Annotated in this window: 16 protein-coding genes; all 16 read left to right on the plus strand. The window is 65.6% G+C overall.

The features are described from left to right. Positions 1 to 46 precede the first annotated feature (46 nt). The 16 genes from FDW84_RS19315 (at position 47) to FDW84_RS08795 (ending at position 16,348) form a co-directional block, all read left to right on the plus strand. On the plus strand, positions 47 to 205 hold the full coding sequence (locus FDW84_RS19315; RefSeq protein WP_371419151.1) for a hypothetical protein: 159 nt from the start codon (positions 47 to 49) through the stop codon (positions 203 to 205). Between the two features lie 226 nt (positions 206 to 431). Then, a complete protein-coding gene (locus FDW84_RS08725) occupies positions 432 to 1,541 on the plus strand; it encodes a BMP family lipoprotein (protein ID WP_240721443.1) in 1,110 nt (369 codons plus the stop codon). Between the two features lie 179 nt (positions 1,542 to 1,720). Next, the gene (locus FDW84_RS08730) at positions 1,721 to 3,307 is read left to right on the plus strand and encodes an ABC transporter ATP-binding protein (RefSeq protein ID WP_138608533.1); all 1,587 of its coding nucleotides are present in this window, start codon (positions 1,721 to 1,723) and stop codon (positions 3,305 to 3,307) included. Beyond that, a complete protein-coding gene (locus FDW84_RS08735) occupies positions 3,300 to 4,670 on the plus strand; it encodes an ABC transporter permease (protein WP_138608535.1) in 1,371 nt (456 codons plus the stop codon). Before FDW84_RS08730 ends, FDW84_RS08735 begins: the two co-directional genes overlap by 8 nt. After that, entirely contained in the window at positions 4,667 to 5,992 is a 1,326-nt protein-coding gene (locus FDW84_RS08740) for an ABC transporter permease (protein ID WP_138608537.1), read from the plus strand. Before FDW84_RS08735 ends, FDW84_RS08740 begins: the two co-directional genes overlap by 4 nt. A 4-nt stretch (positions 5,993 to 5,996) precedes the next feature. Next, positions 5,997 to 6,431 carry a cytidine deaminase gene (locus FDW84_RS08745; protein ID WP_256371719.1) on the plus strand — a complete coding sequence of 145 codons (435 nt, stop codon included), beginning with the start codon at positions 5,997 to 5,999 and terminating at the stop codon, positions 6,429 to 6,431. Further along, a complete protein-coding gene (locus tag FDW84_RS08750) occupies positions 6,424 to 7,755 on the plus strand; it encodes a thymidine phosphorylase (RefSeq protein ID WP_371419152.1) in 1,332 nt (443 codons plus the stop codon). Before FDW84_RS08745 ends, FDW84_RS08750 begins: the two co-directional genes overlap by 8 nt. Positions 7,756 to 7,761: 6 nt before the next feature. Beyond that, positions 7,762 to 8,391 (plus strand): DedA family protein, encoded by a 630-nt coding sequence (locus FDW84_RS08755; RefSeq protein ID WP_138608540.1) that lies wholly within the window; start codon positions 7,762 to 7,764, stop codon positions 8,389 to 8,391. Positions 8,392 to 8,517: 126 nt separating this feature from the next. Beyond that, complete coding sequence (locus FDW84_RS08760) at positions 8,518 to 9,246, plus strand: DedA family protein (RefSeq protein ID WP_138608543.1); 729 nt, start codon at positions 8,518 to 8,520, stop codon at positions 9,244 to 9,246. Between the two features lie 39 nt (positions 9,247 to 9,285). Beyond that, on the plus strand, positions 9,286 to 10,425 hold the full coding sequence (locus FDW84_RS08765; RefSeq protein ID WP_138608546.1) for an adenosine deaminase: 1,140 nt from the start codon (positions 9,286 to 9,288) through the stop codon (positions 10,423 to 10,425). 82 nt (positions 10,426 to 10,507) lie between these two features. Next, on the plus strand, positions 10,508 to 11,101 hold the full coding sequence (locus tag FDW84_RS08770) for a MazG nucleotide pyrophosphohydrolase domain-containing protein (protein ID WP_138608672.1): 594 nt from the start codon (positions 10,508 to 10,510) through the stop codon (positions 11,099 to 11,101). 133 nt (positions 11,102 to 11,234) lie between these two features. Continuing rightward, entirely contained in the window at positions 11,235 to 12,515 is a 1,281-nt protein-coding gene (gene eno / locus FDW84_RS08775; protein ID WP_138608548.1) for a phosphopyruvate hydratase, read from the plus strand. Between the two features lie 124 nt (positions 12,516 to 12,639). Next, the gene (locus FDW84_RS08780) at positions 12,640 to 13,314 is read left to right on the plus strand and encodes an FtsB family cell division protein (protein ID WP_138608550.1); all 675 of its coding nucleotides are present in this window, start codon (positions 12,640 to 12,642) and stop codon (positions 13,312 to 13,314) included. A gap of 28 nt (positions 13,315 to 13,342) precedes the next feature. Further along, complete coding sequence (locus tag FDW84_RS08785; RefSeq protein WP_138608552.1) at positions 13,343 to 14,014, plus strand: DUF501 domain-containing protein; 672 nt, start codon at positions 13,343 to 13,345, stop codon at positions 14,012 to 14,014. After that, positions 14,011 to 14,958, plus strand: coding sequence for a Ppx/GppA phosphatase family protein (locus tag FDW84_RS08790; protein ID WP_138608553.1), 948 nt, complete (start codon positions 14,011 to 14,013; stop codon positions 14,956 to 14,958). The genes FDW84_RS08785 and FDW84_RS08790 overlap by 4 nt, the downstream gene beginning before the upstream one ends. A 4-nt stretch (positions 14,959 to 14,962) precedes the next feature. Next, entirely contained in the window at positions 14,963 to 16,348 is a 1,386-nt protein-coding gene (locus FDW84_RS08795) for a S8 family serine peptidase (RefSeq protein WP_138608555.1), read from the plus strand. Positions 16,349 to 16,374: the final 26 nt, after the last annotated feature.

A 16,374-nucleotide genomic window follows, 5' to 3' on the forward strand; every position in this document is an offset into this window, starting at 1 on the left:
CCCTGGACCGCGCCGTCGGGCCCTGCCGCATTTTGCATCACACACCATGGCAGGCTGGCTTGCCGACGGCACCGTCCGCTATGACGAGACCATCGTGGACGGGCTGGAGAACGCGCCGCAGGCCTTCACCGACCTGCTGGACGGTGCCAACACCGGCAAGATGCTGGTTCGGCTCCAGGCCATGCCTGCCGTCCCTGGGCGGTAGGCGTGCCGCTGGCCCTGCCACACCTACTCCTTGGTAACAACTTGTAAACAATCTTCCGGATACCTTGCCAGCGTGCTATTGAGACGTGGCGCAGGCCACTAAAGTGGTGGCATCAGTGCGCTCCGGCGCAGTGCTGCGTGCCCTCAGTGACAACAGAATTTCAGTGCAGAAACGGACACTCATTGAATTCGAGCCGTAGCGCCACTCTCTTCATCCTGGAGGAAAATTGAAGAACTCACTGCGTGCAGGTTTCAAGCGCGGTTCAGTTGCGGGACTGGCCACGATGGGCGCCACAGCGCTCGTGCTGGCCGGTTGCGGTGCGCCCCCGGAAGCCGGAACCGGCTCGACGGCCGGGGCCAGCGACTACACAGGCTGCATCGTGTCCGACTCCGGCGGATTCGACGACCAGTCCTTCAACCAGTCCTCCTACGAGGGCCTGAAGAAGGCAGAGGCCGATCTCGGCATCAAGATCAACCAGGTCGAATCCAAGACCAACAACGACTTCGAACCCAACCTCCGCGCCATGGTCACCGCCGGCTGCGACCTCACCGTCACGGTGGGCTTCCTGCTGGGCGACGCCACCAAGAAACAGGCGGAAGACAACCCGGACAGCCACTTCGCCATTGTGGACTTCGCCTACGATCCCCCCATCGCCAACGTCAAGCCGATCATCTACGACACCGCGCAGGCAGCGTTCCTTGCCGGCTACCTTGCCGCAGGGACCACCAAGACCGGCACGGTGGCAACGTTCGGCGGTATGAACATCCCCACCGTGACCATCTTCATGGACGGCTACGCGGACGGCGTCAAGTACTACAACGAGCAGAAGGGCAAGGACGTCAAGCTCCTTGGCTGGAACAAGGATGCCCAGGACGGCACGTTTACCGGAGACTTCGAAAAGCAGGATGTGGGCAAGCAGGTCACCCAGAACTTCCTGGACCAGGGCGCCGACATCGTGATGCCCGTCGCCGGCCCCGTGGGCAAGGGTTCCGGTGCAGCACTGAAGGATGCCAAGGCCGCCGGCAAGGACGTCAAGCTCATCTGGGTGGACTCTGACGGCTACCTGACTGCTCCCGACTACAAGGACATCATGCTGTCCTCGGTCATGAAGCAGATGGGCGACGCCGTGGAAACGGTGGTCAAGGATGACAAGGAAGGCAACTTCGACAACACGCCGTACGTGGGCACGCTGGCCAACGACGGCGTCCAGCTGGCTCCCTTCCACGACCTCGATTCCCAGGTTCCGGCAGAGCTGAAGTCCGAACTGGAGCAGATCAAGAAAGACATTGTGGACGGCAAGCTGAAGGTTGAGTCCAAGGCAAGCCCGAAGGCCTGATCCCCGGCGTGAAGCGCCACCCCCGGCTGGTCACTGACTGGCCGGGCGGTGGCGCTTTTTGCTGGCTGCACCTCACCGGACCGCAGCCCGCCTGTCCCAGGGCTGCACCCACTAGGCTGGTGCTGCAGCCACATATCCCGTCCGGTGGCTCACTGGACGCTTCGAGATTGGTCAGAGTTTTGAAACTTGAACTCAGAGGGATCACTAAACGCTTTGGCAGCCTGCTCGCCAACGACCACATTGACCTGGTGGTTGAGCCCGGACAAATCCATTGTCTGCTGGGCGAAAACGGGGCCGGCAAGTCCACCCTCATGAATGTGCTGTACGGGCTGTACGAGCCCTCCGAAGGCGAAATCCTCATCGATGACAAGCCCGTGTCCTTCCGCGGACCTGGCGACGCCATGGCGGCCGGCATTGGCATGGTCCACCAGCACTTCATGCTGGTTCCCGTTTTCACCGTCGCCGAAAATGTGGCGCTTGGCGCCGAACCCACGAAGGCCGCAGGCTTCCTGGACCTGGATGCCACGCGCAGCCGGATCAAGGAGATTTCGGACCAGTACGGGTTCGACGTCGACCCGGACGCCCTGGTGGAAAACCTCCCGGTGGGCGTCCAGCAGCGCGTGGAGATCATCAAGGCCCTGGTCCGGAACGCGAACGTGCTGATCCTTGACGAACCCACAGCCGTGCTGACCCCCCAGGAGACTGATGAGCTCCTGGACATCATGCGCCAGCTGAAGGCAAGCGGAACGTCAATTGTCTTCATTTCGCACAAGCTGCGGGAAGTGAAGGAAGTATCGGACACCATCACGGTGATCAGGCGCGGAAAAGTGGTTGGCACGGCTGATCCCGCTGCGTCCACCACTGATTTGGCCTCCATGATGGTGGGCCGTGCCGTAAGCCTGGTCCTCGACAAAGAGCCGGCCCGCCCGCAGGAAAAAACCTTCGAAGTCCGCGACCTTACCGTCATTGCACCCAACGGCCAGCACGTGGTGGACGGGCTGAGCTTCGACATATCCCGGGGCGAGATCCTGGCCGTTGCGGGCGTCCAGGGCAACGGTCAGACTGAATTGACGGAAGCCATTTTGGGCCTCCAGGAACGGGTCAGCGGGTCCGTCAGGCTGGACGGCAAGGAGCTCCTGGGCCGGTCCGTCAAAGAGGTCCTGGACGCCGGCGTCGGATTCGTCCCGGAAGACCGCAAAGTGGACGGCCTGGTAGGCACCTTCTCCGTGGCCGAGAACCTGGTCCTCGACCTTTATGACAAGCCTCCCTTCGCGAAGGGCATCAGCATGAGCCCGGCGAAGATCATGGAGAACGCGAGGGCGCGGATCGGCGAGTTCGATGTCCGGACCCCGTCTGCAGCGGCAGCAGCAGGGACCCTGTCCGGCGGCAACCAGCAGAAACTGGTGATGGCGCGCGAACTGTCCCGCCCCCTGCGGCTCTTCATCGCCTCGCAGCCCACCCGCGGTGTGGACGTGGGTTCCATCGAATTCCTGCACCGGAGGATCGTGGCTGAACGCGACCAGGGCACGCCAGTCATGATCGTCTCCACAGAACTGGACGAGGTGATGGAACTGGCTGACCGCATTGCCGTGCTGTACAAGGGCAAGCTGGTGGGCGTGGTCCCCGCCGGCACCAGCCGCGATGCCCTGGGCCTCATGATGGCGGGAATCCCGCCTGAAGAGCACAGCCATGCCCCGCAGGCCGGATTGTCCGCGGGCAGAACCACGATCAATACCTCCGACGCCGAAGGAGGCGACCATGCCTGAAAAGCACCCACCCAAACACGCTGCAAACAGGCCCGGCAACACGCAGGAGGCAACCTCCGCTGACGAGTCAACTGCCGCCGTCGTATCCGTTGACACTGCCGGCGGAGCGATGGAACCATCCGCCGTTCCCGCCACTGCCCAAAGCGGGCAGCTTCCAGGCGGCCCGGACACACTGCTCCGCAGGATTTTCACCGGCAGCGGCATGGTCTCGGTCCTGGCGGTGCTGCTGGCCCTGATCATCGGCGGCCTGCTGATCGCGAGCACGGACGAGCGGGTGGCCACCACCGGCGGGTACTTCCTGGCCAGGCCCACCGACTTCCTCACAGCGGTCTGGGATGCCGCCACCCGCTCCTACATCGCACTGTTCCAGGGCTCGGTCTTCAACCCGCGCGGCAACAGCGTTGCGGCCCAGTTCGCGCCCTTCATGGAAACCCTCACCATCGCCACCCCGCTCATCACGGCCGGTCTGGGCGTGGCCCTGGCGTTCCGTGCGGGCCTGTTCAACATCGGCGCGCAGGGCCAGATCATCGTGGCCGGCATCCTGGCCGCGTGGGTGGGTTTCGCGCTGCACCTGCCGCTGGGCCTGCACCTGCTGCTGGTCCTCGTGGCCGGCATCATCGGCGGTGCCTTCTGGGGCGGGCTCGTGGGCCTGCTCAAGGCCCGTACCGGCGCGCATGAAGTGATCCTGACCATCATGTTCAATTACATCGCGCTGTATTTCCTCCGCTACCTCCTGAACACGCCGGCGTTCCAGCGGCCAGGGGAGTCAAACCCCATCTCGCCCGTCCTGGATCCCACCGCCGTCTACCCCCAGATCTTCGGCACGCAGTACCGGCTCCACCTCGGGTTCCTGCTGGCCATCGCCGCAACCGTCCTGGTCTGGTGGCTCCTGAACCGCTCCACGGTGGGCTTCGAATTCCGTGCCGTGGGCGCAAACCCCAAGGCTGCGCAGACGGCGGGCATCAACGTGTCCCGCTCCACCATCCTGGTGATGGCCCTGGCAGGCGGACTGGCGGGAATGTCAGGCGTCGCCCAGGTGGCAGGCACAGAGAAGGTCCTGACCGACGGCGTTGCCGCCACCTACGGTTTTGACGCCATCACCGTGGCGCTGCTGGGGCGCTCGACGCCGTGGGGCACCTTCGCTGCCGGCCTGCTGTTCGGCGCCTTCCGCGCCGGGGCGGTCCAGATGCAGATCCAGACCGGGACGCCCATCGACATCGTCCTGGTGGTCCAGTCCCTGATAGTCCTGTTCATCGCCGCTCCACCGCTGGTACGGGCCATCTTCGGCCTGAATCCCCGGCGCAGGAAGCCGGCCCGCGCAGCCAAGTCCCGCGAGGCAGCAACCACCGGAGGTGCAGCATGAGCACGACAGTATCGTCCTCCAGGCCCGGCAAACCGCAGCCTGGCGCCAACGGCACGGACACGCGTGCCGCCGCCGTTTCGGCCAAGCCGGTGACCTGGAAAACACCGCTGCTCCTCACGGCGTTCGGGCTGGTGGCCCTGGTGTTCTTCGGACTGCTGGCGCCCAGCCGGACCGCCAGTTTCGGGATTTCCACCGGCAGCGACTTCTTCCAGCTCCCCGCGCTTGAGGTCAACGCGTTCGCCGGGGGCCTGGTACTCTCCATCCTCCTGCTCGGCCTGGCCGCCTACGCTGTGTTCCTTAGGACCAGGGACAGGCAGGTGCCGGGTTGGCTTACCGTGGCGTTCATCGTGCTGTTCACCGCGGCGTTCCTGATCTGGGTGGTGGGCGGTGCCAGGACTCCCAGCATCTCGCTGGCAGGGCTCATCGCCGGGTCCGTCACCCTTGCCGTCCCGCTGGTCTTCGGATCCCTGTCCGGCGTCCTCTGTGAACGTGTCGGCGTGGTGAACATCGCCATTGAGGGCCAGCTGCTCGGTGGCGCGTTCACCGCAGCCATCGTGGCAAGCGTGACCCAGAATCCCCTGATCGGGCTTCTGGCCGCCGCCGTGGCGGGAGCTGTTGTGTCCATGGTGCTGGCGCTCTTCAGCATCAAGTATTTGGTGAACCAGATCATCGTCGGTGTGGTCCTGAACGTTCTGGTCTCGGGCGTGACGGGCTTCCTGTTCAGCACTGTCATGCAGGAAGACAGCGACAGGTTCAACTCGCCGCCCGGGCTGGACGCCATCGAGATTCCCGTCCTGTCCAGCATCCCGATAATCGGTCCCATCCTGTTCCGGCAGTCCCTGGTGGGTTACCTGATGTACATTGCGGTACTGGTGGTCTGGGTGGGCCTGTTCAAGACCCGGTGGGGCCTTCGCGTACGCGCCGTAGGCGAACACCCTCAGGCCGCGGACACCTTGGGCATCAACGTGAACGCCACCCGCTTCTGGAACGTCACCCTGGGCGGGGCGGTGGCCGGCATCGGCGGGTCGTTCTTCACCCTGGTGGCCATCGACAGCTTCACGAAGGAGATCTCCGGCGGCCGAGGCTTCATTGCCCTGGCAGCCCTGATCTTCGGCCGATGGAACCCCTTCGGAGCCTTCTTCGCCGCGCTCCTGTTCGGTTTTGCCGACAACCTGCAGAGCATTGTCACGATCATCGGCACTCCCGTTCCCAGCCAGTTCATGGCCATGCTGCCGTACCTCGTGACGGTCCTCGCGGTGGCCGGGCTGGTGGGCAAGTCCCGGGGGCCGGCAGCCAGCGGTATTCCGTATGTCAAGGGGTGACGGCGTGGACCAGGTGACAGGCGCGGCCAAGAACGCAGCGGAGCCGGTGGACTGGGACGCGCTCAAGGCGGCGGCTACGGCAGCGATGCACCGCGCCTACGTGCCCTATTCGAAGTTCCCGGTGGGGGCAGCGGCCCTTACCGGGGACGGCCGGATCGTGAGCGGCTGCAACGTAGAGAACGCCAGCTACGGCCTGACCCTTTGCGCCGAATGCGCGCTGGTGGGAAATCTGCACATGACCGGCGGTGGCCTGCTCCGCGCCTTCTACTGCGTGGACGGGGCCGGCAGCATCCTCATGCCGTGCGGCCGCTGCCGGCAGTTGCTGTACGAGTTCCGGGCTCCGGACATGGAGCTCATGACCACCCAAGGCATCAAGTCCATGGACCAGGTGTTGCCAGACGCCTTCGGTCCCGAACACCTGGAGGAAACACGTGGCTGAAAAGGTGACAGAAAGCGCCCCGGCGGAACCGTTCGACGCCGTGGACATCATCCGCGTGAAGCGGGACAAGGGCGTCCTTAGCCCCGAACAGATCGACTGGACCATCGACGCCTACACCCGCGGGGCCATTGCCGACGAGCAGATGGCGGCCCTTAACATGGCGATCCTGCTCAACGGCATGAACCGCACCGAGATTGCCCGCTGGACAGCCGCGATGATCGCCTCCGGCGAGCAGATGGACTTTTCCAGCCTGCGGCGGCCCGACGGCGGCCTGAAGTACACCTCGGACAAGCATTCCACCGGAGGGGTGGGGGATAAGATAACGCTGCCGCTCGCGCCCCTGGTGGCGGTCTTCGGGGTGGCCGTTCCGCAGCTGTCCGGCAGGGGACTGGGGCACACGGGCGGCACATTGGACAAGCTTGAGGCCATCCCCGGCTGGCGTGCCTCGCTCAGCAACGAGGAGATCCTGGCCCAGCTCCAGGACGTGGGCGCGGTGATCTGCGCCGCCGGCGCGAGCCTGGCCCCGGCGGACAAGAAGCTTTACGCGCTGCGCGACGTCACCGGCACGGTTGAGGCGATTCCCCTGATTGCCTCTTCGATCATGAGCAAGAAGATCGCCGAAGGGACCGGTTCCCTGGTCCTGGACGTCAAGGTGGGAACGGGCGCGTTCATGAAGGACGAGGCCAGGGCCCGGGAGCTGGCAGAGACGATGGTGGCGCTGGGCAAGGACGCGGGGGTGAACACCGTCGCGCTGCTCACCAACATGAATACTCCGCTCGGCCTGACCGCGGGCAATGCGATCGAGGTGGAGGAATCGGTGGAGGTGCTGGCGGGCGGCGGCCCCGCCGACGTGGTGGAGCTGACCGTCCGGCTGGCGGAGGAGATGCTGGCCTGCGCAGGAGTGCACGACGCCGATCCCGCCGCCGCGCTTGTGGACGGCCGCGCCATGGATGTCTGGAACCGGATGATTGCAGCCCAGGGCGGAGACCCCCACGCCAAGCTGCCGGTCGCACGCGAGTCCGAGGTGCTCTACGCCCCGGCAGACGGAGTCCTGGTGGAACTGGACGCGCTCGCTGTCGGTGTTGCAGCCTGGCGCCTGGGAGCCGGGCGCGCCCGCAAGGAGGATGCGGTCCAGGCGGGGGCCGGAGTCCGGATGCACGCCAGACCCGGTGCCGTGGTCCGGGCAGGGGAACCGCTGATGACCCTGCTGACGGACACCCCTGAACGGTTTGCCCGGGCCAAAGAGGCCCTGGAACATGCAGCCGTTATTGCACCCGAGGGCTCGCGGCCGGCGCAGCAGCTGATCATCGACCGCATAGCATAGGGAGTCATGCAGGCCATCAATGACTTCATCCTCGCCGCCGCCGGACAGCCCTGGGTGCTGTTCGTGGTGTTGGCCTGCTGCACCATTGATGGCTTCTTTCCGCCCATCCCCAGCGAATCAGTGGTGGTGGGACTGTCCGCAGTGGCCGCCACCGCGGAGGTCCCCAACCCATGGCTCCTGATGCTGGTGGCTGCCCTTGGCGCTTTTTTGGGGGACAACATCGCCTACCTGATCGGCCGCAGGGTGGGCACCAGGCGATGGTCGTGGATGCGCGGGCCGCGGATGCAGAGTGCCTTCCGCTGGGCAGGGCGGGAACTGCGGAAGCGGCCGGCCTCGCTCATCCTGGTCGCACGGTTCGTTCCGATCGGCCGGGTGGCGGTCAACCTCACTGCCGGCGTGACCCGCTACCCCCATCTGCGCTTCGTGGGCCTGACCATCCTGTCAGCAACGTTGTGGGCCGGATACTCAGTGGGCGTCGGGCTGTTCTTCGGCCAGTGGTTCGAGGACAACCACCTTTTGGGCGCCGTTATCGCCATCATCTGCGCCGTCACCCTGGGGATCATCATGGACCTGGTGATTAACCGCGTCCGGCGGCAGCCGCCGATGGTGGAGCGGATGAAGGAACCGGAAGCGTAGCCCGGCCGTTGTCCCAGCAGGTTGGGGCGTAGCAAATGGCACCTTGGCCGTGGGACACTTAGTAACGATTTCCGCTTTGGCTGCGTCACTTCCGGCTATGCCATTTTGCATAGGAGCAAGACCCGCGTGGAGTTTATTAATGATGCTGTGCTCCATGCAGCGGGCCAGTGGTGGATCTACCCGCTCCTGCTGGTGTTCTTCTTCGTTGACGGCTTCGCCATGGTGGTTCCCAGCGAGACCCTGATCGTGGCATTGGCGGCCTTCTCCCGGCACAGCGGAGATCCGAACCTGTGGATCCTCGGCCTCACAGCACTCATCGGAGCCATCGCCGGGGACAACATGGCATTCATGCTCGGCCGCCGGATTGGCCTGAACCGGTGGCGGTGGATGCGCCGCCCCAGGGTACAGAAAGCTTTCGGCTGGGCCCGTTACGAGTTGGACAAGCGCGGCGCTGTGCTGATCTTCACGGCCCGCTATATCCCCTGGGGGCGGGTGGCCGTCAACTACGTGGCGGGCAGTACCGGCTTCAGCCACCGGCGCTTCTTCCTGCTGGACGCTTTTGCCTGCATCACCTGGGTGGGTTATTCCATCGGCATCGGGCTGCTGGCGAGCTCCTTCCCGTGGCTGCACCACAACCCGCTGCTCAGCGCGGGGATCGCCGTTGTCTTCGCGATCATCCTGGGGATCCTCATCGACCACTTGCTCCGGTGGTGGCATAAGCACCTGGCCCGCAATGACGCCGAGGACGTTGACGAGTGGCTCGACGGCGGTCCTTCCGGGGCACGCGACGCAAAAAGCGGCAGCAGCGCCATCCTTGCTTCCGCGGCCGGGGACGGCGAACAGGCTGGAAACTAGCGGCTGGCTTTGAGCTCCAGCCCACCCTAAGGTGGGAACGTGACTGAGCCCATTGTTGACGCTGCCCCTGCCATCGATTTCGACCTGAAGAACCTGCCCAAGGTTTCCCTTCACGACCACCTGGATGGCGGACTCCGTCCGGCCACCATCATCGAGCTGGCAGAGGCCGTTGGCCACACGCTTCCTTCCACCGAGCCCGTGGCGCTGGGCCAGTGGTTCCGCGAATCCGCCGATTCAGGCTCGCTGGTCCGCTACCTGGAAACGTTCGACCACACCGTTGCCGTCATGCAGACCCACGAAGGCCTCTACAGGGTGGCCAAGGAGTTCGTTGAGGACCTGGCTGACGACGGCGTGGTGTACGGGGAAGTCCGCTGGGCGCCTGAGCAGCACCTCCAGAAGGGCCTCACCCTCGACGAGGCAGTGGAAGCGGTCCAGGAAGGCCTTGAAGCCGGGGTTGAAGCCGTGGGGGAAAGCGGCCGAGAGATCCAGGTGGGCCAGCTCATTACGGCCATGCGGCATGCGGACCGCGGCCAGGAGATCGCCGAGCTGGCCGTCCGCCACCGCAACAAGGGCGCGGTCGGCTTCGACATTGCCGGTGCCGAGGACGGCTTCCTGCCGGCCCGCTTCCGGGATGCCTTCACTTACCTGGCGCAGCACAACTTTCCCGCCACCGTCCACGCCGGCGAGGCGGCAGGACTGGAAAGCATCCAGTCGGCTTTGGTGGACGGACGCGCCCTGCGGCTGGGCCATGGCGTCCGGATCGCCGAGGACATCACGGTGGAGTTCGACGACGATCCCGAAAATGACGAGGGCACCATCGGCCTGGTCACCCTGGGGGACCTCTCCAGCTGGATCCGGGACCGGGGCATCGCACTGGAGATCTGCCCGTCGTCAAACCTGCAGACCGGTGCGATCGCGGGGTTTGGTGACGGCATCGAAAGCCACCCCCTGGACATGCTTTACCAGCTGGGCTTCAACGTCACCATCAACACCGACAACCGGCTGATGAGCGGGGTCACCCTGACCGACGAGTTCGAGCTCCTGGTGGAGACTTTCGATTATGACCTGGATGACCTGCTCGAGCTCACCCTGAACGCCGCCGAAGCTTCCTTCCTGCCCCTGGAGGAGAAGGAGGCGCTGGTGGAGTACATCAACGACGCCTACGCAAACCTTGGCTGACCTACCGGACAGCGACACCGCCGGCACCCCGGTAGGGGAGTTGCTGCACGTGATTGCTTCCCTGCGCGAGCACTGTCCATGGATGGGTGCGCTTACCCATGCCTCGCTGGTGGAGTACCTCCTGGAGGAGGCCTTCGAGGTTGCCGAAACCATCGAGGCCGGGCATCCCGACGGCGAGCTCCGGGGCGAGCTGGGCGACGTCCTGCTCCAGGTGGTGCTGCACGCGCGGATTGCCGAGGAACGCGGTTCCTTTACCTTCGACGACGTGGCACGCGGCCTGAGTGCCAAGATGATCCGCCGTAATCCCCATGTTTTCCGGCCCGACGGCTCCCTGCAGGACAGCTTCCCGGCAACGGTCGACGAAATCGTGCAGAAGTGGGACGCCGTCAAGCGGGCCGAACGGCCGGAACGGCAGGACCCGTTCGAGGGAATTCCGTTGGCGCTGCCAGCGTTGGCGCGTGCCCAGAAATCCATGGACCGGGCGGCGCGGGCGGGCCTTCCGCCGGCCCAGCCACCGGTGCAATCCAGGCCCATCGCTTCTGAGGATGAGCTCGGGGAGCTGCTGCTCGCCGTCGTGCATACCGCCCACGCCAGCGGATACGACGCCGAACGTGCCCTCCGCAGTGCCGTCCGCCGCTACCAGGAGCGCGTCAGCGGGCAGCGGCAGCAGGAATAACCCTGCGATCATGACGTCCGGGGGCTGGATAGGTTTCCGTAACCCGCGCCACTCTGGACTACGCTGGTCTTCGACGAGTACGTCGAGTCTTTCTGCAAGATCCCCCCGTTAATCGCCCATAAGGAGCAAATTCATGGCGCTTATCGATGCCATCCACGCCCGCGAGATCCTCGATTCCCGCGGCAACCCGACCGTAGAAGTTGAGGTTCTGCTCTCCGACGGCCAGATCGGCCGTGCCGCAGTTCCCTCCGGCGCTTCCACCGGCGAGCACGAGGCCGTTGAACTGCGCGACGGCGACAAGGGCCGCTACCTCGGCAAGGGCGTCCAGAAGGCCGTTGACGCGATCATCGACCAGATTGCACCGGCCCTGACCGGTTTCGACGCCACCGACCAGCGCAGCATCGACCAGGCCATGCTGGACCTGGACGGCACCCCGAACAAGGGCAAGCTGGGCGCCAACGCCATCCTGGGCGTTTCGCTGGCCGTCGCCAACGCAGCCGCCGCTTCCGCTGACCTGCCCCTGTACAAGTACCTCGGCGGCCCGAACGCCCACGTGCTGCCCGTGCCGCTGATGAACATCCTCAACGGCGGCTCCCACGCGGACTCCGACGTCGACATCCAGGAATTCATGATCGCCCCGATCGGCGCCGAGACCTTTTCCGAGGGCCTGCGCTGGGGCGTGGAGGTCTACCACAACCTCAAGTCCGTTCTGAAGGAGAAGGGCCTGTCCACCGGCCTCGGCGATGAGGGCGGCTTCGCCCCGAACCTGCCCTCCAACCGGGCAGCCCTGGACCTCATCCAGGAAGCCATCAAGAACGCCGGCTACACCCCGGGCAAGGACATCGCACTGGCACTGGACGTCGCCTCCTCCGAGTTCTTCAAGGACGGTGCCTACCAGTTCGAGGGCAAGTCGCTGAGCTCCGCCGAGATGAGCGCCTACTACACCGAACTCGTCTCCGACTACCCGCTGGTGTCCATCGAGGACCCGCTGGACGAGAATGACTGGGACGGCTGGAAGACCCTCACCGACGCGATCGGCGACAAGGTCCAGCTGGTGGGCGACGACCTGTTCGTCACCAACCCCGCCATCCTGCAGCGCGGCATCGACACCAGGACCGCCAACTCACTGCTGGTGAAAGTCAACCAGATCGGTTCCCTGACCGAGACCCTGGATGCCGTGAGCCTGGCGCAGCGGGCCGGGTACACCACCATCACCTCGCACCGCTCAGGCGAGACCGAGGACACCACCATCGCCGACATCTCGGTGGCCACCAACGCCGGCCAGATCAAGACTGGCGCACCGGCCCGCTCCGAACGGGTTGCCAAGTACAACCAGCTGCTGCGGATCGAAGAGGAACTCGACGACGCCGCACGCTACGCCGGCCGCGGCGCCTTCCCGCGTTTCAAGGGCTAGTAGCCGCATAAAACAAACAACGGTGGCTATGGTTGAAGGACCATAGCCACCGTTGCTGTTTCGGCGGCACTTGTTCCAGCCCAGACAGTGGCGGCCCAGGCAGGCTGCGCGTTTCAGGAGTGTCATGGCTACCCGCCGTCCCAAAGTTCCCAAGGTCGCCCCATCCCGCCCGGCAAAGGAAGCCTCGGACGGGGCGGACGTCATCCGCGCCGACTTTGGCTCGGGCAAGGAGAAGACGGCGGGAGAAGCCCCCGGCGCACAGCCGCCCAGGGCGCAACAGACCGCGGCAGGACCGGCCAGGGAGAACTCCGCCCGCAAAGCCCCTGATTTCCCGCGGGCCGGGAAGGGGAGCAGGGCCGCCGGAAGCACAGCCAAAAACGGCCAGCCGGAGGATGACGAGGAACAGCAGCCTGTACCTGCCAAGGCGTTTTCCGGACGGATGCTGGCACTTGCCGTGGTGATGATTGCGATCACCATCATGTTGGCCCCCACCGTGAAGATCTTCTTCGACAAGAAGGCCGAGATCGACGCCCTGAATGCTGATATCGCTGCGCGCGAGGCCGAAGGGGATGCCCTGCGGCAGCAGGTCTCGCGGTGGCAGGACCCCAACTACGTGAAACAGCAGGCCCGCGACCGCATTAACATGGTTATGCCGGGAGAGACCGGCTACTGGGTCTTCGGAAGCGATCTGCCGGCCGGAGAAAGCAGTAGCCAGACCGGCGCAGCAGCACAAGACCCCGCCGATCTGCCGTGGGTGGATGCCCTGTGGGAGTCCATCACGCGCGCGGCTACAGACTGAACCGCAACAGGAAGGACGGCCCGCCACAGTGGAATCCAACACGGCAGCCGCCCGGGACGAATCCCGCAAGCCATCAGCGCATGACCTGGAAGTACTGAGCCGACAGCTGGGACGGCCAGTCCGCGACGTGGTGGAAATTCCTGCCCGCTGCATTTGCGGCAACCCGCTGGTGGCAGCAACCTCTCCCCGCCTCAGCAATGGGACCCCGTTCCCCACCACCTTCTACCTGACCCATCCGGTCATCACGTCAGCCGTCTCCCGGCTCGAGGCCGCAGGCGTCATGAACGAGATGAACGAACAGCTGGCTGGGGACCAGGAACTGTCCGCTGCCTACCGGTCAGCCCACGAGGCCTACCTCGCTGCCCGCAACGACATCGGGCAGCGGTCCGGCATCGGGGCCGTCCCTGAGATCGACGGCGTCTCCGCCGGGGGCATGCCCACGCGCGTCAAATGCCTGCACGTCCTGGTGGGACACTCACTTGCTGCCGGCCCCGGCGTCAACCCGCTGGGCGATGAGGCCCTGGACCGCATCCGGGAGTGGTGGACTACGGACGCCTGCTACTGCGACGGCGCCTGGGACACCACCGGCGAAGCACCCTCCAAAGACCTGAGCCGCCACGGTCCGCAGGGCCTGCCGGAGATCGTGGGCCGCCCGGCTCCCGTCCGGAAAACGGCCAACCCGACGGGGGCGGGCGAATGACGCGCGTGGCCGCCATCGATTGCGGCACCAATTCCATCCGCCTCCTGGTCGCCGACATCGACCGCAGCAACGGCCGCATCGCCCTTCGCGACGTGGTGCGGGAAATGCGCGTGGTGCGGCTGGGGCAGGGAGTGGACGCCACTGGCGAGCTCGCGCCGGAGGCGCTGGAGCGGACGTTCGCGGCGACAGCCGACTACGGCCGGCTGATCCGGGAGCACGGCGCAACGGCAGTCCGTTTTGTGGCGACCTCAGCAAGCCGGGACGCCCGGAACCGCGACGTCTTCGTGGAGGGAATCCGCGACCTTCTGGGCGTGGAACCCGAGGTCATTTCCGGCGGTGAGGAAGCCGCACTGTCCTTCGCCGGCGCCAGCAGCGTTCTGCCCATCCTGGACGGCCACGAAGTGCTGGTGGTGGACCTGGGCGGCGGCAGCACCGAGTTCGTCCTGGGTACGGCCGACGGCGTCACAGCAGCGATGTCCGTGGACATCGGTTGCGTGCGCCTCACCGAACGGCACCTCCGGGACGATCCGCCCACCGCCGAACAGGTGGCAGCCGCCGAAGCGGACGTGGACGCAGCCATCGCCCGTGTCCGGCAGGGCGTACCGCTGGAACGGGCCACCGCCGTCGTTGGCGTTGCCGGTTCCATCACCACCATCACCGCACACGCGCTGGGACTGGCCGAGTACGCCCCCGACGCAATCCACGGCACGGAGCTGCCGGTTGAAACAATCCGTGCAGCCGCAACTGGACTTCTGGAGATGACCCGGCCGGAACGTGCAGTCCTGCCCTACATGCACCCCGGGCGGGTTGACGTGATTGGTGCCGGCGGACTGGTGTGGCGGCGGATCCTGGAACAGATGGAAGGGGTCTCCGGTGGGCGCATCACTACTGCAACCGCCAGCGAGCACGACATCCTTGACGGCATCGCCCTGAGTATCGGCTGAACGCATGCAAATCCCTACCGCCGCCACAGCACCTCCGCTGCGAAGGGCGGGTTCAGCCCTGCTGGCCCTGGTCCTTGCTGCCTGCTGCCTTTCCTCCGGTCTTTTCACTGCTCCCGCCGCGCAGGCGGATGAGTGGCGGGACAAACAGTACTGGCTTGCCGAATCCGGCATAACCAAAGCTTGGGAGGTCTCCAAGGGCGCTGGCGTCAAGGTGGCCGTCATCGACAGTGGCGTGGATGCCAGCCACCCTGACCTGAAGGGGGCAGTGGCCCGGGGCTATGACGCTTCGGGATCCGGACAGCCCGACGGGCAGAAGAGCGTGGGCGTCAAGCCGGAGCACGGCACCCTGGTGGCCACCATGCTCGCGGGACGCGGCCACCAGCCCGCCAGCGCCAGCCCAACGCCAACCCCGGGACCCTCCGGGCCAGCGCCGGACGGCATCATCGGGGTGGCGCCGGAGGCACAAATCCTCCCGGTGTCCACGTGGCTTGGCTCCACCAATCCCTCGGGCAAGAGTGACCAGGACCAAATTCCGGAGGCTGTCCGGTGGTCGGTGGACAACGGCGCCAAAGTCATCAACATCTCGCTTGGCAGCACCACCCCGGAGTGGCCCCAGAGCTGGGACGCGGCTTTCCTCTACGCGGAGCAAAAAGATGTGGTGATCGTTGCCGCCGCCGGCAACAGGGTGGGCGGCAATATCCAAGTAGGGGCTCCGGCCACCATTCCAGGTGTCCTCACAGTGGCCGGACTGGACCGCAAGGGCATGGCCAGCATTGACGCGTCCTCCCAGGGCATCAGCATTGGCGTTGCCGCCCCGGCCGAAAACCTGTTGGGCGGCCTCCCGGGCGGCGGCTACGCTGAGTGGGCCGGAACGTCAGGCAGCGCGCCCATCGTGGCCGGCGTTGCAGCACTGATCCGGTCCAAGTGGCCCGCCATGAGCGCCGAACAGGTGGTCAACCGGATCGTCACCACTGCCAAGGATGCCGGCGCGCCCGGCAAGGACCCGCTCTACGGTTTCGGCGTGCTCAATGCCGAGGCGGCGCTGAAAGACAACGTCCCGGAAGTCACCGCCAACCCGCTGGGCTCCATCGCTGAATGGATCCGTGTCCACCGGCGGGGCAACCTCGCTACTCCTGCCCCCCTGCCCACCACGGACGTGCCCAGTGCGGCACCCACTCTGCCGGAAGCAACAGTGCCCGCAGCAGAAGCACCTTCGCAGCGGGACACTGCTGTAGGCGCCGCCGTCGTCATTGGTTTTGGCGTCTTGTTCATCGCAATTATCGCGGCAGCTGCCGTCCAGTTGAGGCGGGCCGCGGGGAAGCCGGCTTTGGTCCCGGAGGAACCCGAAACGGGCGCGATGGACAGTGTGGACTCCGGGCGGAAAACGTAGGTTACGGGCTGGCCCAGCAGTTAGTG

It is taken from the genome of Pseudarthrobacter sp. NamE5 (assembly GCF_005796225.1).
In the GTDB taxonomy this organism is placed as follows: domain Bacteria; phylum Actinomycetota; class Actinomycetes; order Actinomycetales; family Micrococcaceae; genus Arthrobacter.